Origin of the sequence: Aliidiomarina haloalkalitolerans, assembly GCF_003987315.1 — a bacterium.
In the GTDB taxonomy this organism is placed as follows: domain Bacteria; phylum Pseudomonadota; class Gammaproteobacteria; order Enterobacterales; family Alteromonadaceae; genus Aliidiomarina; species Aliidiomarina haloalkalitolerans.
The window spans coordinates 58,427-79,888 of record NZ_PIPI01000003.1; the positions used below are offsets into that span (position 1 = coordinate 58,427).

Consider the following 21,462-nt stretch of genomic DNA (forward strand, 5'->3'; position numbering starts at 1 on the left):
CTCGCCTTTTAGTTCGACGGTAAGCCGATAGTCCAACCTTTCGTCCAGTCGTAGTCGGCCGTCACAGCACCAACAAACGGAACTTTGAGGAAGAACTCGTCGTCGCTAAAGTCTTTGGTCGGGTTGGTGAAAATTGTGTAGTAACCATTCACAACAGCGCTCATGTTCTCGGCCACAGTGTTGCCTTCTTGGGCTAAGAACCACTGCTCAGCGGTCATAGTTGGGCTGACATTGCCTTTGAATGGTTCTGGGCAAGCAATCACCGAGTGAGTCATGACTGTGGTGAAGTCAGCGGCCAGTGCCATTGACTCGTCTGAGTTGAACTCGAGACATTCACCCATGCCCTCAGGACCAGTGACCAACATATTGAAGAGCTGGCCTGTGGTGCCTGCACGCAACAAGATACCCTCAGAGTCTTTGTCTGCAGATGTAAAGTCGTTACCAATAATGGTCATGTTGGCAATGACTGGGTTTGAACGTGGTAGTGCTGAGAAGTTACCTGACTGGTTATCCGCTTCGATACCACGGTTTGCTTCACCGTTGTGAACCGCAAGCATAAACTGAATGCGACCAGTCCAACCGTCAGCCCAGTCAAGCGAGTCATCGCCAGCACCGGTGGTGACTACATAGCGAGCGTCGGCCGTGCCACCGAAGAACTCGATGCCATCGTCCAAGTTTTCGTGCACTTGAATGAATGCTACGCGAGTTTTGTTACCGATTGACGCAAAGGTAATGCCGTTTAGTTCGTTGTCTGGCAGCACTTCGTAACCTGCATATTGAATGCGCACGAACTTCAGTTTGCCTGAGTCGTCATCTGGGTCACCGCCACCGTATGGGCCAGCGTCACCTTCAGCCTCAATGGCGCAGCTTGACGGATTTGCTTGGTCGCACTTGTTACTTGGAGCATTGCCAAGGAGCACTAAACCACCCCATTGACCTTTCCCGGTGCTGGCGCCCAGCACGTCTTGCAGTGATGTCATCACGATAGGAGCATTTGGGCGACCTTCAGCGATAATTTTTGAGCCACGAGAGATGCTTAAGAAGTCCGCGCCAGACTCACCGAATATGCGCACACCTGGGTCAATGAACAAGGTGGCTGAGTCTTGGTTGTCGTTACCAATGCGTACTAAGCCGTCAAGCACGTAGTCAGCGCCGACTGGCAAGTGCAAGTCTTCGGTGTAAGTGCCTTTTAGCTCACAGTTGATTTTGTCGGTTAACGACTCAACTTGCACGGTACCTGCTGGGCAACTTAGTGCAGAAACGTCGTTGTGCAGTGCGTAAGTCCAGCCAAGTGTCCAGTCGTTTTCGCCGTCGAAAGCACCAATATAATCGACGTCGTCAAACCATGGGTCGATGACGTTTGCAACGTTTAAGCCAGCGCCAAGAGCAGGGCTAACTGCTGATGGGAAGTAGTCGCCTAATAGCGGATCAACGGTTGAGTTACCCGGTTGAGCAAGGAACCATTCTTCGGCGTTAAACGTTACATTGCCACTGCCGTCGACGCTATTTTTGAATGGTTCGCTACAGTGGATAATTGAGTGCTCAAAACGCAAGTCACCGCTGGTGGCGTTATCGACGGTTGCTTGGTCGTTTAACTCAAAACACTCGCCCATGCCTGGTTCGCCAGTCACGATAAAGTTGTAAAGCTCGGCGCTAGTACCGCGACGGAGCAAGATCCCTTCTGCATCGTCATCACCTTTCCACTCGTTACCAATAATCGTGACGTTGGAAATAATTGGGCGGCTACGTGGTGTGGCGCTGAAGTTGCTCGAGCTGTTGTCCGCTTCAATACCACGGTTGGCCTTGCCGTTCGTTGGGTTGTGTTTAATTAGCACGTGTTGCATGCGACCGTTCCAGCCGGCATCCCAATCTAGTGAGTCGTCAGCGTTGCCGGTAAGAACCACGTATTTTGCGTCGACGGTGCCACCAAAGAATTCGATACCGTCGTCGAGGTTGTTATGAACCTGAATATATTCAACGGTAGTGCCGCTGCCGACGCCACCAAAAGTAATGCCGTTGAGTTCGTTGTCTGGTAGAACTTCGTAGCCCGCGTAACGAATTTGCAGATAACGCAACGTACCGCTGTTGTCGTCGCTAATACCGCCGCCATAAGGACCTGCGTCACCTTCAGCTTCAATTGAGCAGTTTTCTGGTGCACTTTGGTCACAGCCGTTGACGGGTGCTTGACCAAGTAACACTAAGCCGCCCCATTGGCCGACTGAGTTTGCATTGGTAAGGCCGAGTAAGTTTTGCAACGAAGTCATGACGATAGGTTGATCTACCGTACCGTTTGCTTCTAACTTTGAACCGCGACGAACGACGAGGAAGTCCGCACCGCTTTTGCCGAACAGCGTGGTGCCGCGTTCTATGGTGAGTACCGCATTGTCAGCTTTGTCATTACCAACAGCAACGCGGCCATCAAGTGCCCAAAGGATGTCGTTAGTGAGAGTTCGGTCAGTGGTAAAGGTACCAGTAATTTCACAAACTGGCAGATCATAGCCGGCGACTTGATCACCAGCTTTTGCCCAGCTTGGACATTGTTCAGCTGGAGGCGTACCACCGCCACCACCGCCGCCGGTAGGAGGTGGAGTGCCGCCACCGCCCCCAGAGTTATTGCCGGTGTTAATCACAATGTCACCGCCGCAGGCCGCGAGGGTCATAGCAGCTGCGATTAAGCTTAAACGAAAAAAGTTGCGCACGAGCATGAGCGTTCTCCGCATCGGGTTATCGGTTTGTCGGGTTATAGAACGAAAACGCCGCTAGTGTGTTCCTGCTCTGTAACACTGCCGTGACGAATACATGACATTTCTGTTACGCATTGCGCTCGCATTGGGGACCGTAGCTGGAATGGCATTGGGGACCGTAGCTGGAATGGCATTAGGGACCGTAGCTGGAATGGCATTCCGGACCGTAGCTGGAATGCGAGCCCAGCTACAGAACGCAAGTTATTGATATAGGAGGATTAAATACTGATGGGTCGGAAAATGCCGGTTTTGGTCATATCTCGCCGTAAGTTGAAAAGCGCTAATGCACTCACGGGGTCGATGCGTTCAGGCTCACTCAGGTTAAGTGTTTGCCACTCTTCCCGACGAACTGTTACCTGCAGCAAATACTGGTCTTCGCTGTGACCGGTGGCGTGATTCACTGCTTGTGTATAGGCGGCAACTTCAATCGTTTCAATGGCCGGCAACGTGACGAAAGCTACCCCGATAACTCGCAAAACCACGCCATGAATGTGCTGAGCGTATTCTTTGCGTTGTTGCGTCGCACTTTTCTCTTTGATCAGTAGCCGACGACCAGCTTGATTGAGAGACGCTTCACGACTCGGGAATGTCTCGGCAGTCGGTAAGTCAATGTCGAGCGACAATGTTTTATCTTTGATTTCGAAATCGACGTGAGTTTCTCGCGGCCAGTCTAGCTGACTTAATTCTTCTTCAAGCAAATCGGACATAAAATCAATGTCATGCTGCAATCGTTGGGCAAAACTCGCCGCCGCTGCTTGCTGCTCTTGGTCGTGACGCGACTTGTCTGAGTGCCAGGCGGCTAATTCAGTTGCATGCTTCTGCTCGAGTTCGTTGCGCTCCCTTTCGATACGTTGAAATTCTTTTTCCCATCGGTCTTGGTCAGCTGAGTTCGCGGCAATTCGTCGCTCGTCTAATGAGCGAAAAATTCTGTGCCACCACCGCTGTGCGCGCGTAAGCGGTTGTGCGGGTAACTCCGGCAGGTTTGGGAAACTCGGTGCTTCAAGTGCGAACGGCACCCGGTCATACTCAGGGCTTGGCGTATCGAGAGTCGGTGTATCGTGATGAATATTAACCAAAAGATCCTGATCGTCATTTATTTTTTCGATTTCTTTGGCCAGAAACAAGCGCACTTGATCAGCATGGTTTTCCCAAACATGCCTTGTTACTGCAGGGCTAGCAGGTGAACCATCGGGTTCGAGCATGGTTAACTTGCCCCGATCGTCACACTTTAAGGTGACATGCCCAGCGCCTTGTAACCCGGATTGCCGATAGTTTTGCGCGCGGTCAACACGCCGTTGATGCGCCTTATTTTTGTCGAGGCGGGTTCGGTATGACATACCTGTTCCTGGCGCGCCCACATTGCCATAAACGCCACGCCGGCCAGCGGTTACACCGGCTCCACGAATGCCGGCTGACACGCTGACGCCAGTTTTACCAAAGTTAAGTCGAACTCCCGGAAGAATTCGAACCCGCCGTTGAAAACGAAATGCCATCTATAATTACCTCCATGTTAATTCCAGCTACGGTCCGTAATGCCATTCCAGCTACGGTTCGGAATCGCATTCCAGCTACGGTTCGGAATCGCATTCCAGCTACGGGCTGGAACGCCGTTCGATGTAGCGCTGGAAGAGTGGCAAGTAGCCGTGGTGTTCGCGAACGGTGATATCGAAGTTGCCTTGAATCAGGCCTGCACCCGGGTGGCGGGTGACTAACCACTCCCACGTAATTTGCCCTGGGTTGATTAAATGCACGGGGTACCAGGTTAGCGCTTCTTCACTGAGTGGTTCGGCGCTGAACTGCGCAACAATATCAGCGTCTACGCCAAGCCCTAACGTAAGCGGTAATGACACATCATGGTGGCGCGCACCGACGCCGCCTTGGTGCACGGCAAAGGCAACGTTATAAATCTCGCCCGCTACTAAGGCTTTGCTGTCGAGCGGATTCGGGCTGGCTAAACTGCGTGTTAAGGTCACGCGCCATGCTCCGTCAGCATAGCCCCCAGCAGAGCGAATCGCACCGCGGGCACCACTCGGCTCTTGTAGTAAACGAAACGGCAGCACGTCACCCTCCTGCCACTCGTGCGCGGGATCAAACGGCACCGCAAACTCGTCGCTCAAATAATATAGGTCGTCTTGGCCATACTCGCGCGCCACTAACTTGTCCCATGACAGAGCTCGAAAGCCGACCTGCTCTGCGTCAAACATGAACGCGGGCCCAGCATCAGCGGCATTGTCGCGATACATGCCACGGCCTTCTGAGCTCAATCGATAATGCAACACATAGGTATTGTCGGCATAGCCTAGCGGGTGCGAACGGTGCGCGCGCCATTGCCATAAATCCAAAAACTCGCCGCGCTCTTGCATGGCGGCAATTTCGTCTAACGGTCGCACCGCGTCCCACGCTGCCGGCTCGGTATAGCGTGAAACCGTCCGCGACTGCGGAATATACTTGCGGACGTCAGTACGGCCCATTTCACCACCTAAAATGGGGTGCGCTGCAACGTCGTCAGAAGAAACGGCAGAGTCTAAGGTACGCATGCCAGGGTGCACGAGCATCCAACCGCCATAGCGGCTGAAGCCTTCAACGGAGCCATCGTCGAGCATCATACTAATGCGGTCTTCATACAGCCGATTCGCATCAGGACCAGCAGCACCAGAGCCCATCCGCGTCCAAGTACCATCGCGATAGAGCCAATATTGGTGATACCAACTCGGCTCTTCGACGGCAATGCGGTAGTGCAAGCGAAACTCGGTGTCGTTGTATTCAGCAGCAACATACAGGGTTCGCAGCGCCTGTTCCGGCGCCCCCGGCCTAAGCTCAGAAGCCCCGTCAGACACGGCCCCATCAGACACGGCCCCGTCAGACAAAGAATAGTCGCGCTCAGCTTGCGCAGATTCATTGGCGGGCGAACAGCCGATCAAAACCAGCGCAGCGCAAACCGCCGTTAGCCAACGCCCGAGAAGAGAAGAAGAATTGAATCGTTGTGCTGCCATAATGCATCTCGCCTGCGAATTTTAACCCTCAGCATAACAAGCTTTTAGCGCAATGATCTAGTTTTCACTTAAGGCATAAGTACCAACGAGCTGAAGTAACGGAGCCGGCCTTGCAAAATAAAACCCCTGCAATATGTCACAGCCGTTAGCGCGCAAAAACTCAACTTGTTCCGCTGTTTCAACGCCTTCAGCAACAATCTGTAGCCGCAGCAAATGCGCCATATTAATCAGACCTTGAACAATTGCCACGTCCTCTTTGCTCACCGGCAAATACTGAATAAAGCTGCGGTCGAGTTTGATTTTATCCACCGGCAAACTGCGTAAATAGCTTAAGCTTGAATAGCCAGTGCCAAAGTCGTCAATCGCAACTTGCACACCCAAGGCGCGAATTTCCTTAAGAATCTCAATGGTTTTTTCCGCGCCTAGGAGTAACACACTCTCGGTTACTTCGAGTTCCAACAACTCGGGGGCTAAGCCACTGATGGTTAAAGCTGCCTTCACTTCGTCTAAGAAGCCAAAGCGCCGAAACTGTAAAGGCGAAATATTCACCGCAACTTTAAGTGTGTCATCATGCTCTTCATTCCAACGCGCAATGTCCGTGCACGCTTGGCGCAAGATCCAACTGCCAATGGTGACAATTTGGCCGGTTTTCTCAGCCAAGGGAATGAACGTGCCAGGTGGCACAAGTCCCCGTTCCGGGTGCTGCCAACGCACCAGCGCTTCAACTTCAATGACTGCGCCGTCTTGTGCCCGCAACAAGGGTTGATAATGAACAATGAACTGGTTTTCCTCAATCGCTTCCATAATTTCGCGGCGCAGGCGGGCGTATTCACTGCCAAGTGAATGTTGCTCTTCTTGGAACCAGTGCCAGGTATTACGACCCTGACGTTTAGCCTCGCCCATGGCAGCAATCGCATTTTGCAGCGCATCGAAGTTTGGTTGCTGGCCCGACTGTAACTCACAAAGGCCAATACTGGCGCTAATGTGCAGTTTATGTTCGTCAATTTGAATCGGTTGCGCCAACACTTTTAGAACCGTCTCAGCAAAAGCAATGGCGTCTTCTTTTTTGCGCATTGCCGGCAAATAAACCGCAAACTCATCGGCGGCCACACGCGCGACTAAGTCGTGCTCTTGCGTAAGGGTTTTTAAACGATTTGAGACTTCAACTAAGAGCCGATCGCCAACTTGGTGACCAAGACTTTGATTCAGTGAGCTGAAATCATCGAGGTCGACATACATGATGGTTGGTAAATACTGTTTGCCGTGCTGCAGGCGACTTTCTTGTTCGATGCGAGTTTCAAATGATTGCCGGTTTAATAAGCCGGTTAAAACATCGTGGCTGCGCTGCGCGGCAATTAATTCTTCCTGCTCGCGTTGGTGAGTAATGTCTTGTTGAATGCCGATATAGTGTGTGCACAGGCCGTGATTGTCGAACACTGGGCTGACGATTAAGTGGTTCCAAAACCATTTACCGTCTTTGCGATAATTGCGGATAGTCACTTGCACTTCGCGTTGGCGCTTAATCCCTTGGCGAATGGTATCAATTGTTTCTGGGTCGGTGTCGGGACCTTGTAAAAACCGACAATTCTTGCCCAAGACTTCGTCGGCACTGTAACCGGTAATTTGTAAAAATGCCGGGTTTACATACACAATCGGCATGTCGCCTTGGCGCGCGTCGCTCATAACAATACCGTGCGGGCTCGCTTCGATACCGCGCTGCAATAGATTGAGTTCATCGAGCAATGAGCGCTTTTCGGTAATATTACGACCAATGCCGAACACCCCAGTTAGCTCGTCATTCACCATAATCGGCAAATTGGTGATTTCTAACCAATAAATACTGCCACTCGAATTGTAAACCGAGAGCTCGTAGGTTTGGGGTTGCCCTTTTTTGGTTAGCTCAAAGAAGTGGTCTGCTAAAGTGCGGAACTCCTCGGTCACAAACGCATTGTAATGCTGGCCAATAACCTGTTCCGCAGTAAAACCAGTAATCGTGACGCCAGCCGGATTAATCGTCGTTAAATGGCCAGTCAGGTCCATTTCAAATACGGCATCTGGATGATGGGTGAAAAGTGATGAATAACGCTGGTCAGTGCCGAGCCGAGCAAGTCGCTCTTCTTGATGAACCAGCGCTAACGCAACCAGTGCTGCGGCTCGCTCAATGACTTCTATTTCGGTATCAGAGGGCTGCCGGGTTTCACGATAATATGTCGCAAAAGTGCCGTAGAGCTTCCCTTGGATGGTGATGACTGGCATTGACCAACACGCGGCAAGGCCTTCGTTTGCAGCCAGTTCATAATATCCGTCCCAGCTGGGGTCTTGAAAAATATCTTCGGTGACGACCAGCTCTCGCCGATACGCAGCGGTTCCGCAACTACCCACGGAAAGCCCAATCGGTAAATTTTGCAGCGTGTTTAAATAGTTTTCAGAAAAATAATTAGACCGAAACATGCTGATGGTCTCCTCTTCTTCAGAAAACAGCATAATCGAAATTAAAGCGTCGGGAATTTGTGTAGCAACCCACTCTGAAATAGCGTTAAGAAGAGTGTCAGCATCTGTGTTTTGGCCGATTAATTTAATGACGTGTTCACTACTGAAGGCCATAATATAAGTTAGTCCTACGACTGAAAATCAAAACCGCGAGTTTACTTGCTACAGGTACCACGCATTATATCGGAAATGTAAGTTTTTATCGTGTTGCGTTTGCTACTCACTCCGATTTTAAAATCACTCCCGAAAGTGATCGGTTTTCTGCTTGTTTCCCTATACAGAAGTACAACGCCCATTTCTCTGAGCTATTTCGGCGCACACTTTCGATAAGGAACATAGCTTGCCCTTTCTGCAATTTATCACCGAGCAGCACGACTTGGCCTCGGCGTATGCTGGTTCGCATGCGGCCGGCCTTGTTGCGCTTTCTGTCGCCATCGCTATCTTAGCTTCCTACGTCAGTTTGCTGCACACTAAACTCATGCAAGGAGCAACCACCTCTCAGCGCCGTTCGCTATGGCATCTCAATGGTGCAGTGGCAATGGGGGCAGGTGTGTGGGCCATGCATTTTCTTGGTATGGTCAGTTTCAAAATTGACACGACCGTACTGTATTCGCCATTAATTACAGCTATTTCAGTTATTCCAGCAATTTTTGCCGCATGGATCACCTTGTGGGTACTGCACCACGGCCAAGACCGATGGCGCGCGATTCTATTTGGTGGTGTCATGATGGGCGCTGGGATTGGTGTGATGCATTACACCGGTATGGCTGCCATTCGTACCCAAGCCGAGATGCTCTACTTACCGAGTATGTTCGCAATTTCCATTGTGGTCGCGGTGGTTTTGGCCGTTATTGCCTTAGCTGCACGGAAACTCTTGCGGCCAGTGATTGTGAGGTCGGTACCGCGCATTATTGTTAGTGCGGTGATTATGGGCTTTGCCATTTCAAGCATGCACTATACCGCTATGCATGCGACCGTATTCCTGCCGGCTGCTGCCGACGCTAGTTTGATGCCACTCAGTGGTGCGGACAGCAATCTAATTGTCATGAGCGCATTGTCGGTGGCAATCTTTATTGTGATCCTCAGCGCTGTTGTTGTGGTGCTGATGAATCGGCAGCAACGTTTATCCATTCAAGCGACTTCTCGGGGCGAACGAGTGCGAGAACTTACCGAACGCTTGCAGTCGGTCGCCGATCGCATTCCCGGCATGGTGTACCAACTGCACCGTGACAACAGCGGTTTTATTTCCTTTCGCTACTTAAGTGATGCAGTGCAGGACCTCTTTGCGGTTAATGTGAATGAGGCTATTAATGACGCGAGAACGGTGCTGAGCAAGGTTCCTTTGCACGAACGTGAGCTTATTTTCAAAAGTTTGCAAGAAAGCGCTGAGAAACTAAGTCCGTGGAATTATGAATTTCCGGTTGAAGTTTCATTGCATAAAACACGCTGGCTGTCGGCAACGTCGGTGCCGCAAAAAGAGTCAGATGGAGGCGTCAGTTGGAGCGGGTTTATTAGTGATGTCACCGAAAAGCGCAAAACCGAACAAACCATTAAAGAGCTGGCTTACTCAGACACCCTAACTGGCCTGCCGAATCGCCGCAGCTTGCACGATGAGCTGACCGCGCGTATTGAATTACTGGCTAAGCACCAAGCGGCCGTAGCAGTTTTGATTGTGAACCTGGATAATTTTAAACGGGTAAACGACGTGCATGGGCAGAAACAGGGCGATGCAGTGCTGCAAGAGGCGACTCGGCGACTGCAGTCGGTGTTATCAGAGCGTTCGTTTTTGGCGCGTGTTACCGCCGATGAGTTTGTGGTGGTGACGGAGTTTACAACTGCAGAACAAGCGCGAGCGGAATGCGAAGTGAAGGCAGCAAAAATGCTCGAGGTACTGCGAGAGCCTTTCGACCTGCCCAGTTTACGCCACCAGTGCACAGCCAGTATTGGTGTGGTTATTACGGATAATAGTTGGCTTGGCGCTGAAGAATTACTGCGTCGAGCTGACCTTGCAGCAGGAAATGTAAAAACAGCCGGTGGCGATAATTTTTCTTACTATCACCCAAGTATTGAAAAAGAAATTAGTGCTCGTTTTCCGTTGGAAAATGATTTGCGCGCCGCAGTGGGTACTGATCAATTAGTGCTCTACTATCAGCTGCAAGCCAACGAGCAGGGGCAGTTCATTGGTGCTGAAGCGCTAGTACGTTGGATGCATCCGACACGAGGTTTAGTTTCACCTGCCGAGTTTATTCCTTTGGCAGAGGAAAGCGGCTTAATCGTGCCCATCGGCACGCAAGTGCTGCGCCAAGCATGTTTGCAGCTCGCCGCCTGGCAACAACAGGAGTCAACGCGTCACTTGAGTATGAGTGTGAACGTCAGTGCCAAGCAGTTTTACCAATTAAACTTTGTCGAACAGGTGTTGGCGATTGTTTCCGACACCAAGGTGCCGCCACATTTGCTAAAGCTCGAGCTAACCGAGAGCTTGGTTCTCGAGGACATGGAGCTGGTATTAACAAGCATGCATCGGCTAAAACAGCAGGGTATTTGTTTCAGTATGGACGACTTCGGCACCGGCTATTCAGCCTTATCCTACTTGTCGCAGCTACCGTTCGACGAGGTCAAAATCGACCAAGCGTTTATTCGCCGCGCAAGCATGGCAGAGCATCAACGGGACTGGACGATCGTGAATGCGATTATTCACATTGCTCAAGATTTAGGCATGGACGTGATAGCAGAGGGCGTCGAAACCAAAGAGCAGCAAGAGCGCCTTGCCGCAAGCGGTTGTTTGCGCTACCAAGGCTTTTATTTTAGCCGTCCTGCGCCGGTAAATGAACTACCTTTGTAGAATCTTTTTAAGCTCTTGCTCAATGCTGAACACATGCGGGTCGTCGGCCTCGAGTTCACGTAACGCCTCGGCAAGCTTAAGCAAATACTCTGGGTTGGGGCCGCTTGGTCCCTCCGAGCGGGCAATATGTTCGGCAATGTCTGCTTCGCTAGCCGGACCTAAAAACGCCTCGTTGTCTGGGCCCGCCACGTAAACCAAGCCTTCTACCTGCTGGTCTTCTTGATGATCGAGCCACTCGAACGTGGTGAAAAAGCGCAAATAACCGTTTTTCTCGCGATGATCCAAATGCGCAAACACATCCGGTGTCACCTCATAGGCCATGCCAACGCAGGTTTCATTCGCTGCTGCAATTAAAGTCGCCACGCGACCGGGTTTTTCCGGCGTGCCGCGATGGTCGTGTGAACCCTGCCAAAACCGTCGCTGCCAACCATGAATTCGCGCTGGACGTCGCTGCAAGTACGGAAAGTCGGCTTTGTAGATCAAAGAACCGTAACCAAACAACCACACCGACTCGAGATGATCTAACGGTAAACGCCGTTTATTTTCTTCAATTGTGTTGTGCGACATACTGCGACTTAACTCCACAAACTTCGCGCGACTAAGCTAATAATATGCCACAACCCGCACCACACTTGAAACCTCCCAACCACCGCATTCCAGCCCCGGTCCACAATGGCATTGTGAACCGTAGCTGGAATGAGCGCGACATGTAGTGTCGCTAAGCTGTGGTAGTTTCACTAGAGTGGTTGTGCTGGTCGTGGTAAAACTAGCGGTTAGCAGCAAAAACAAAAACAAAAGCAAAAACAAAAGCACAAACAATAAGGCAAGAAAAGGACAGCGCATGCAGCAGGAACTTGTACCCGGTTTGGTCGTCGCCCACAGTCATCGCCTCGAGGATTTAACCTCAGTGGCGGTTACGTTCATGGCCAATTACCCGTTAGCGCCGCTCGAAGAAGAAACCGTGCTGGTGCAAAGCAACGGCATTGCCCAGTGGCTGAAAATTAACTTAGCCGAAGCCAATGGTATTGCTGCCATGCTGAATGTGACCTTGCCCGCTCGTTTTGTTTGGAAAGCTTACCGAGCCGTGCTTGGCGACAGCATTCCAAAAGAATCACCGTTTGACAAAGACCGTTTAACCTGGCGGATTATGCGCATTTTGCCTGAGCTTGTGGAGGCCAATCAAGACGGTGCTTTCAGCGCCTTGGCGAACTATCTTGGCGCCAGTGCTGCTCAGTCAGGTCAACACGATGACCAGCGTAAACTTTTTCAATTAAGTCAGCGCATTGCCGACCTTTTCGATCAATACCAAAACTATCGTGCCGACTGGCTTGATCGCTGGAGTGCAGGGCGCGATGTTCTCGACACGTCAGGTCAACAACAGCCGCAACAGGTACCTGCGAAAGACCTTTGGCAACCGCAATTGTGGCGCGCGCTCGTTAATGACATTGGGCCGGAACATTTTTGGACCAACCGGGCTGAGCTACATCGGCAATTTACCCAAAAGGCGAAAGCACTCACCCAACGCCCCGCAAACATGCCTCCGCGGGTGCTTATTTTCGGTATTTCCAGCTTGCCGCAGCAGACTCTCGAAGTGCTCGACGCCATAAAGGGCTTCACCCAAGTAGTCTTGTGTGTGCACAACCCGTGTCAGCATTACTGGGCCAACATTGTCGATGGTAAAGAGGCGCTGAAACAGGTGCTTAAACAGGCGCCACGCCGTCACGAATTAAAAGCCGACATGGCTGAAGACATCGCCGATGATGAGCTGCATCATCATGCGCAGCCGTTACTGGCTGCCTGGGGCAAGCAAGGTCGTGACTATATTCATTTGCTTGACCTGTATGACGAAACCCTCGCCAAACAAGAAGCGTTCGAGAATATCCGTTTTGAGCTCTTCGACGAAACGCCAGCGGAAAACTTGCTGCAACAGCTACAAAACGACGTGCTGAATTTACGTCCTTTGCATGAAACTCAAGAACATTGGCCGCCCGTTGCAGCACACGATCGTTCGTTGCAGTTCCATAATTGCCACAGTATTCAGCGTGAAGTTGAAGTGTTGCATGACCAACTATTGGCGGCTTTTGCCAATGACAAAGAACTACGCCCGCGCGACATCATGGTCATGGTACCTGACGTCAATGCCTATGCACCGCATGTGCAGGCAGTGTTCGGGCGGCTGGATCGACAAGACCCACGCCACATTCCTTTTACGATTGCAGACCAAGGCCAGCGTCATCAGCAGCCGCTCATGGTAGCATTGGAATTGCTGTTAAGCTTGGAACAGTCGCGGGTGACCCAAGCGGATGTATTTTCATTACTGAGCGTACCGGCGTTGCAGCAGCGCTTCGGTTTCAGCCAGCAAGAAATCATTGAGGTACAGCGCTGGCTCGATGACGCCGGTGCACGTTGGGGGCTCGACGCACAACACCGTGCACAGTTTGGTATGCCAGAGCAAACTGCCACCAATAGCTGGTGGTTTGCGCTTGAGCGTATGGTGTTCGGCTATGCCATCGGCCGGCCTGCTAGTGAAGAACAAGCGCGTTGGCACGATATCGAACCTTACCATGAAGTCGCTGGCCTCAGCGCCGATGCGGTCGGTAAGCTCGCTAGCCTCATTGAAGCATTAAACCAATGGTGGCATCTCACTCAGCAGCGTCACGCCATGGCCGCATGGGCACAGCACGCTGGGCACTTATTAGCACGCTTCTTTGCCGCCACCGACGATGCCGAACAAGTGCTGCTAACACAATTGCAGCAAGTGCTCGAGAGCTTGCAAGAGGTTGTCAGCGAGAGCGGTCTAACGGCAGATTTAGAGCTGAGTATTTTCAAAGAAAGCTGGCTGTCGCAAGTAGACCAACCGAATTTGAATCAACGCTTTTTGGCTGGCGCGGTGAACTTCGCCACGCTGATGCCGATGCGAGCGATACCATTTCGCCACATTTATGTGCTTGGTATGAATGACGACGCCTATCCGCGGCGGCAACCAAGTTCTGACTTTGATTTAATGGTCGAGCGCTATCGGCCTGGTGACCGGGCGCGTCGTGATGACGACCGCTACTTGTTTCTCGAGGCCTTACTATCGGCGCGTGATTGCTTTTCCATGAGTTGGGTAGGCCACGGTGCGCAAGATAATAGCGAATGGCCGCCGTCGGTGCTGATTGCCCAATTGCGCGAACATATCCAACAAGGTTGGCGACTAGAAAGTGCCTCGGGCGAAAGTAAGGACTTACTTGCTAACCTCACCTGCGAGCATAAACTGCAAGCGTTTAACCCGTTATACCTGCAACACAGCACACCGCAGCCGCCGTATTTTACCTACATGCATGAATGGCTTGCGGCGCATACCGACAGCGCTGATCAGCAGCTCGACGTGCCGCCATGGCAAGCCGATGCCCAAGAACAACGTGTGCTAAACGTGCGTGATCTGGTGAAGTTCTTGCGCGAGCCTGCGCAGCCGTTTTTTAACTACCGGCTCGACACCTATTTTGTCAGTGATGAAAACCAAACCAATGACAGCGAAGCGTTTTCCTTAGACGGTATCAGTGCATGGCAAATCAAAGAAGAGCTGCTGGCTGGCAGTTTAACTTGGCTGCAAGATGTACACGCACACACGCCCGAGCAACTTGCCGAACTGGAAGACTTGGAATCGCTGCAAACAACCTTGCAACCGCAATTGGCGCGCATGCAGCGAGAAGGCCGGCTTGGCGTCGAACCGATGACAACGGTTTTAGCGAACCGTTTGTTTGATAAAGTTACACCGCAGTTGCAACATGCAGCAGCTTTATTGCAAGCCTATCCAATAGCGGTTCCGGACCACCAGCTTGACTATGTTTGGGGCGAGTTTGTGCTGCGAGATGTGGCACAGCAGCTGTATCAGAACGAACTCGGCGAACAATTACAGTTGTTGGTGTCGAGCAGCAGGCTGAGCGAAAAACATGAGTTTTTGCCGTACGTGAAACACCTCCTGCTCAGCCTTGTGAGCGGTAACCGTGTGACCACGGTGGCCTTATTTGCGCCCGACCAATATGGCAATGTGAAGACATTGGAATTGCCACCATTAAATCGCGACCAGTCTGTCAACTTGATCACTGAACTGTTGAGTGAGCTTCGTCGTCAGCTCAGCTCGCCATGCGGTATGGTGGGCGAACTGGCTCTGAGCTGGTTGGAAACCTATACCCAAGCCATTTCCGGCAGCAAGCCGAACGCAAAAGGCAAACAAAGCACTGCTCCAGTGACCGCCGAGGAAGCCATAGACATCGCCAATGAGAAAGTACTGGAGACTATCGACAGTTCATCGGCTGGTGATTTAAGCGCTTGGCGCTACGCCGGTCGCATTGAAAGTGATGCGGCAACCATGTTGGCTAGCGATAGCTTTTGGCAGTTACTCGAACGTGTTTACGGGCCATTTGTGCGGTTAAAACACGGGCAGCCCATTGAGTTTGCCCTTCCAGAATCGAATTTCGCCGAGCAGACAGATAGCAAAGGAGATGCTTCATGAGCCATATTCTTGATCCCTTGACGTTTCCATTGCACGGCAGCCGTTTAATTGAGGCCAGTGCAGGTACCGGCAAAACCTACACCATCGCCGCTTTGTTTGTACGTTTGGTACTTAAACATGGCCAAACTAGCGAGCAAGGCCAGCCTGCGACAGCGTTTGAACGCGCGTTGCAACCGAAACAAATTTTGGTCATGACCTTTACCCGAGCCGCAACCGCCGAGCTGGCCGACCGTATTCGCGCTCGCCTCAGTGAAGCTGCGACTTATTTTCGCCACACAGAACACGACAGCAGCGATAAGTTTTTACTCGAGCTCAAACAAGACTGCCTTGCAACCGCAGGCGCTGGTGCGTTATCCACGTATGCGCGGCAGCTCGAACTTGCAGCTCAATCCATGGACGAAGCCTCGGTAAGCACCATTCATGGTTGGTGTCAGAAAATGCTCACCGAGCATGCATTTGCCAGCGGCAGTTTATTTGACCAAGACGTCGAAACGGACGAAGAAGAATTGCAGCTTGCGGCAGCAGAGGACTATTTCCGGCATTTTGTTTATGGCCTTGCCCCTGAACTTGCGGAACAAGTTTTAGCTATTTTGGATACACCAGAGCGCCTACTGCGCAAAGTGGGCCGGCAACTCATCGATAGTCAGCAAGGCTCGAGCACGGCAAATTTCCCGTCACTGGTCGACACTTATCGTCAGGCCGAAAGTGAAAATTTAGCGGCGGTCACTGACTATCGCGACAAATATCGAACCATTGCAGCCCGTGTCTATGAAGCGATTATGGCCCTGCCAGATAGCGGCAATAAAGGCCGCAAAAACGCAGCGCAAGCTCTGCATGCTTGGGTTACTGGCGAGGTAGCGCAACTGTCTCTTGGCAGTGATTTAAAATACCTAAAACCGGCAGATATCGAGAAGAAATTAGCCGGGGCAGCGCCAGATGGTCTCGCTATACTGAATGAATTGCCCGCTGACTACGCAGCATTAAAGGGCTTAAGTGCTAAATTTGAGTCCATGGTGCTCTTGCATGCTCGCGACTATTTGCATGGCCGCATTAATGAGCTGAAATTGCGAGCTGCGGTAATGGGGCATAACGACATGCTCACCCGTTTACGCGACGCTTTGCGTGGGCCAAACGGTGCCGATTTAGCAGCGACTATTCGGCAACAATATCCCATTGCCTTGGTCGATGAGTTCCAAGACACCGACCCCATTCAGTACGAGATTTTCGACCGTATCTACGGTATTGCCGACAATGACGTTAGCACAGGGATCTTTTTAATCGGCGACCCAAAGCAGGCGATTTACAGCTTTCGAAATGCCGATATTTTTACCTACTTGCAAGCCCGTGAAGCAACTGCGGGGCGTCATTACACGTTAGCAACTAACTTCCGCTCTTCTCACAACATGGTTGCAGCAATCAATGACTTATTTGCCCGTAGCGAGAACAATAGCGAGCGCGGTGCCTTTTTATACCCAGACATTCCGTTTCAGCCAGTTGCGGCCAATGGCCAAAAGCGCGAATTTCGTGGCTTAGACGGGGAACCGGCAGCAGCATTGCAATGGCAAATTGGCAGCGAGCCAGTAAAAACCAAAGGCGACTATCAGCGCCCAGCTGCAAATTATCACGCCAACCTTATTGCTCAATTATTAAACAGTGAACGCGCAGGTTTTTATCAGCAAGACGGTCAGCGTACAGCGGTGCAACCAAGCGACATCGCTGTGTTAGTGGGCAATGCTAGCGAAGCACGGCTAATTCGTCGTGAATTGTCACTTCGCGGTATTCGCAGCGTGTATTTGTCGGAAAGTGACTCTGTGTATGCACAGGCGGTCGCTAAAGACCTGCTGTTGATTATTCAAGCTTGTGCGCAGCCGCGTGACCCGCAACGCGTTCGCGCCGCTATTGCCTGTCGGTTGCTGCAGTTACCACTGGCCGAATTGGTGTTATTGCAAGAAGACGAGCAGCGTTGGGAAGCGATGGTGGATCGTTTCGATGGCTACCATCAGCTCTGGGAAAAGCGCGGTGTGCTGGCACTGTTGCATCGCATTTTGCACGAGTTTGCAGTACCGAAATACCTACTCGCCAATCAACGCGATGGAGAACGACAGCTAGCCGATGTGCTGCACATAGCCGAGCTATTACAACAAGTGAGCGCAGCGCTCGACGGCATGGCCAGTCTCGAGGATTACTTTGCTGAGCAAGTTCATGAGTTTAGCTATAGCGGAGGCTTTGGCAGCAGCGGCAAACGCACCAATGCTGAGTCGTTACAGTTGCGCCTCGAAAGCGACCAAGCACTGGTGAAGGTGGTCACTTATCATAAATCGAAAGGGTTACAGTACCCTTTGGTATTCATGCCGTTTGCAGCGTACACCACAACCGAACAGCACCGAATACACTTCCCGAAGAGCTATCATGACGAGCAACGCCAGCGCCAAGTGGCGTGGGACAAGTCAAACGCCGACGCCGTGCAGCGCATTAGCGATGAAATTCTCGCCGAAGATCTGCGCAAAATGTACGTGGCACTCACCCGCGCGGAATTCGCGACCTTCGTGACCTTACAAGCGGTTGGCGACCCGAATGTCAATCCGCTGTTTTACCTCTTATATGGCGCCGGTGAAAAACGCAAAGTGGCGGATTACACCACGGTCTTTACCGATGCCGAAGCAGCTTGGAAGCAGGTGCATACAGCGATTCAGTCAATGCCTTATGAAACGCGTATCAGCTATACCGCACCGATACCAAGCGCACAAAATTTGCAGGCGGCTAAGTTACCGCAGGATCATCGCCTCGAGCGTTGGTGGCTAGCAAGTTACAGTGCCTTGCAGGCGGGCGTGGAAATGCATGCACCGCAAACCACGTTAGAAATGAACGTGCTAGAAGAAGCGCATGCAGCTGACGTGGCGCAAGGCGACGAAACAGAAACCAACGCAATGCCTGAACAGCGCACTGTGTTCGCTGATCATATTCACTTACTGCCGAAAGGCGCAGGCCCGGGAACCTTTTTGCATAACATTCTCGAAGATGCAGCGGAGCTTGGCTTTGCTGAGGTTGCCGGCAATGAAGAAGCGCGCAACGAGTTAATTCAGCGGCGTTGTCGCAGTGACTTTTGGCAGCCTTATGCGCCACAACTGCACGAATGGCTTGGCGTATATTTGCAGAGTGACTTCCCACTGAGTGCCGAGGGGCCAAGCGTGCGACTTGCAGACTTAACTGTCTACAAAGCCGAGCCGGAGTTTTGGTTTCCTGCCCATGGGGTAGACGTATTGCAGCTTGATCAGCTCGTGGCAAGCCAGATTCAACAGCAGTTTGCACGACCGAAGCTCGAGAAGAACATCTTGAACGGCATGTTGAAGGGTTTTATTGACTTAGTCTTTGAGCATCAAGGCAAGTATTACGTGGCCGATTACAAATCAAACTGGCTCGGCGAGGACGACAGTGCTTATCATTTTGCAGCGCTTCGCGACAAGATTCTGGCAAGCCGCTACGACATGCAGTACGTCATTTATACCTATGCGTTGCATAAGCTGTTGCAAGTACGCTTAGGGGCCAATTACCGCTATGAAGAGCATGTCGGCGGGGTGGTGTATTTGTTCTTGCGTGGTCATCGCGCTGACAGCCGCGGTGCGTTCTATGACCAAGTGCCTTTGGCGTTAATTGAACAACTTGACGAATTATTTATGGGTTCATCCGAACCCGTTGCATTCAATTCGGGCTCAGTCCAATCAAACGAACAGGAAGTTGCCCATGACTAAACTGGATATTTCATTGGCAGATGCATTAGCCGCGTGGCAAGAACAAGGCTGGCTACGCCCACTCGACCGCAGTTTGGCGATGATGTTACTGCGCCAAGGTGCGAGTGATTTTGAAGCCTTGATGGCCGCCTTGGTTTCGCACCAAATCGGGCGCGGGCACACCTGTTTGTCATTGGTTGAGCTAGCCACCGATCCACAGCGCACGCTCGACATCCCTCCAGCGCAGTGGGAAGCCCGAAATGCTTATTTAATGCACAGCTCAGCTTTGATGAAAAACTTATTAAAACCAACCGAGCTGTTGTGTCAGGTACTTGGTGAAAATGACCTCAAGCAATTATCAACGCGTTGGCTCGAGCAAGCGCGCCAGGGGCAAACCTGTGCTTGGCAACCCGAGCAAAAAGCCACAGGGCTGCACCCACTGGTGTATGACGAACACACGCAGCTGCTCTTTTTGCGCCGCTATTGGTCGTACGAACAACGCATTAATCATTGGCTCTACGAGCGGATGCAACGGTCAGCCGAGCAAGTCGATGCAGCAACGATAAAGGCAATCGTCGAGCGACTGATTCCTGATGTGACCGAGCATCCAAGTTGGCAGCGGATAGCCTGTGCGAATGCCGCACAACAAAGTTTTAGTGTGATTACCGGTGGCCCGGGAACTGGCAAAACTTATACCGTGCTGCGTGTTTTGGCGACCTTGTCGGAATTGCACCGTGTCACCGCACCGGAACGGACCCTGCGGATTGCCCTAGCGGCGCCAACCGGAAAAGCTGCAGCGCGCATGCAAGAATCGATAAGTCAGTCGTTGCAAGAAACCCAATCTGACGAATTTAATCAGCTGCAAACAATTTTGCCAGCAAAAGCATCGACCTTACATCGCTTGCTCGGCTCGCAGCGCAATAGCCGCTATTTCCGTCATCATCGAGGTATGCCGCTACCTTACGATGTGGTGGTGATTGACGAAGCGTCGATGATCGACACCGAAATGTTCGATGCGTTGTTAGACGCCTTAGCCCCGAGTACACGCTTAATTCTCCTTGGTGACAAAGACCAGCTTGCGCCAGTTGAAGCGGGGTCGATACTCGCAGCGCTCTGTCAGGGTGCCGAGCACGGTGGTTACAGCGCTTCCCACTGGCAACGGTTACAAGCTGCCAGTGGCGAACCGCTGCCAGCAGAAACACAAACGGCGGGCTCACAGACACGCTTAGATCATGTCGTGATGCTGCGTAAATCCATGCGCTTTAGCGGCGCGATTGCGGATTTAGCAATGGCCGTCAACGCCTGTGATGTGGAAGCTGCGAATGCAGTGTTAGCGGCTCATGCGGCAATGCCGTCTTCTCCCGTGCAAGTGGTGGAAACTCGGCAGCCACAGAATGCAGCGGTTGCCGCAAACTGGCTCTCGCCGCAACTGCTGAGTGGCTACGATAACTTTGTAAAAGCGTGTGGCGAAACTCCGTCACCAGAGGAAACCGATACATGGGCATTGCGTGTGCTGTCGGCATACGGCGAGTTTCAGTTTCTCACCGCTTTGCGGGCGGGACCCTATGGCCAAAAAGCCGTAAACACAGCGGTAGCAGGACACTTTGGCCAAACGCCGGATCACTGGTATCACGGCCGACCGGTCATGGTGACGGCCAATGATTACAGTTTAAGCCTGAATAATGGTGATATTGGTATTGCCCTGAACCATCCAGAATCAGGTTTGCTCAAGGTCGTATTCCCTGGCAAGGAGCCTGGTACGGTGCGATGGGTATTACCAAGCCGATTGGCGCAAGTAGAAACGGTTTACGCCATGACCGTACATAAGTCACAAGGCTCGGAGTTTGCCCACGCGGTGCTGGTGCTGCCTGACCGCAGCTCGCCAGTGTTGACCAAAGAGCTGATTTACACTGGCATTACCCGTGCGAAAAAGCAGCTAACTTTAGTTATTCCAAACCAGCAGGTGTGGCGGCAAGCTCTGCAGCAGCGGATTGAGCGTCTCGGTGGACTGTTCGGTCGGTGATCAGCTTGAGTATTCTTGCTGGTATGTTCGTGCTTGCTCATGACAGCTTCATGAAGTGCGTTGATTTGTTAGATAACACTGGTCTTTTCGTGAGCAATTTCGTAACTTGAATTGTTAGTGGTCAAACCTCATAACAGGTGAGTG

9 protein-coding genes are annotated in these 21,462 nt (G+C 51.8%); 4 read left to right on the forward strand and 5 right to left on the reverse strand.

Features of this window, described 5'->3' with window-relative positions; all coding sequences use genetic code 11:
* Positions 1-8 precede the first annotated feature (8 nt).
* The 4 genes from CWE06_RS05975 to CWE06_RS05990 all read right to left on the reverse strand — a co-directional run bounded on the left by CWE06_RS05975 (position 9) and on the right by CWE06_RS05990 (position 8,341).
* Complete coding sequence (locus CWE06_RS05975) at positions 9-2,705, reverse strand: hypothetical protein (RefSeq protein ID WP_126792164.1); 2,697 nt, start codon at positions 2,703-2,705, stop codon at positions 9-11.
* Between the two features lie 257 nt (positions 2,706-2,962).
* A complete protein-coding gene (locus CWE06_RS05980; protein ID WP_126792166.1) occupies positions 2,963-4,237 on the reverse strand; it encodes a DUF4236 domain-containing protein in 1,275 nt (424 codons plus the stop codon).
* 99 nt (positions 4,238-4,336) lie between these two features.
* Positions 4,337-5,737, reverse strand: a complete 1,401-nt coding sequence (locus CWE06_RS05985; protein WP_126792167.1) for an ethylbenzene dehydrogenase-related protein — start codon at positions 5,735-5,737, stop codon at positions 4,337-4,339.
* Between the two features lie 57 nt (positions 5,738-5,794).
* Complete coding sequence (locus CWE06_RS05990; protein ID WP_126792169.1) at positions 5,795-8,341, reverse strand: EAL domain-containing protein; 2,547 nt, start codon at positions 8,339-8,341, stop codon at positions 5,795-5,797.
* 226 nt (positions 8,342-8,567) lie between these two features.
* On the opposite strand from CWE06_RS05990, the gene CWE06_RS05995 reads away from it, so the two are divergent.
* Positions 8,568-11,069, forward strand: coding sequence for a bifunctional diguanylate cyclase/phosphodiesterase (locus CWE06_RS05995; RefSeq protein WP_126792171.1), 2,502 nt, complete (start codon positions 8,568-8,570; stop codon positions 11,067-11,069).
* Here CWE06_RS05995 and CWE06_RS06000 read toward each other — a convergent pair.
* Positions 11,058-11,636 (reverse strand): gamma-glutamylcyclotransferase, encoded by a 579-nt coding sequence (locus CWE06_RS06000; RefSeq protein WP_126792172.1) that lies wholly within the window; start codon positions 11,634-11,636, stop codon positions 11,058-11,060. The two genes, CWE06_RS05995 and CWE06_RS06000, sit on opposite strands and share 12 nt — an antisense overlap.
* A gap of 274 nt (positions 11,637-11,910) precedes the next feature.
* Here CWE06_RS06000 and recC point away from each other — a divergent pair, with 274 nt between their 5' ends.
* The 3 genes from recC to recD are packed head-to-tail and all read left to right on the forward strand — an operon-like array spanning position 11,911 to position 21,318.
* Positions 11,911-15,567: an exodeoxyribonuclease V subunit gamma gene (gene recC, locus CWE06_RS06005; protein ID WP_126792174.1), complete on the forward strand. Its 3,657-nt coding sequence runs from the start codon at positions 11,911-11,913 to the stop codon at positions 15,565-15,567.
* Positions 15,564-19,316 (forward strand): exodeoxyribonuclease V subunit beta, encoded by a 3,753-nt coding sequence (recB, locus tag CWE06_RS06010; RefSeq protein WP_126792176.1) that lies wholly within the window; start codon positions 15,564-15,566, stop codon positions 19,314-19,316. The genes recC and recB overlap by 4 nt, the downstream gene beginning before the upstream one ends.
* Entirely contained in the window at positions 19,309-21,318 is a 2,010-nt protein-coding gene (gene recD / locus CWE06_RS06015; RefSeq protein WP_126792178.1) for an exodeoxyribonuclease V subunit alpha, read from the forward strand. Before recB ends, recD begins: the two co-directional genes overlap by 8 nt.
* Positions 21,319-21,462 lie beyond the last annotated feature (144 nt).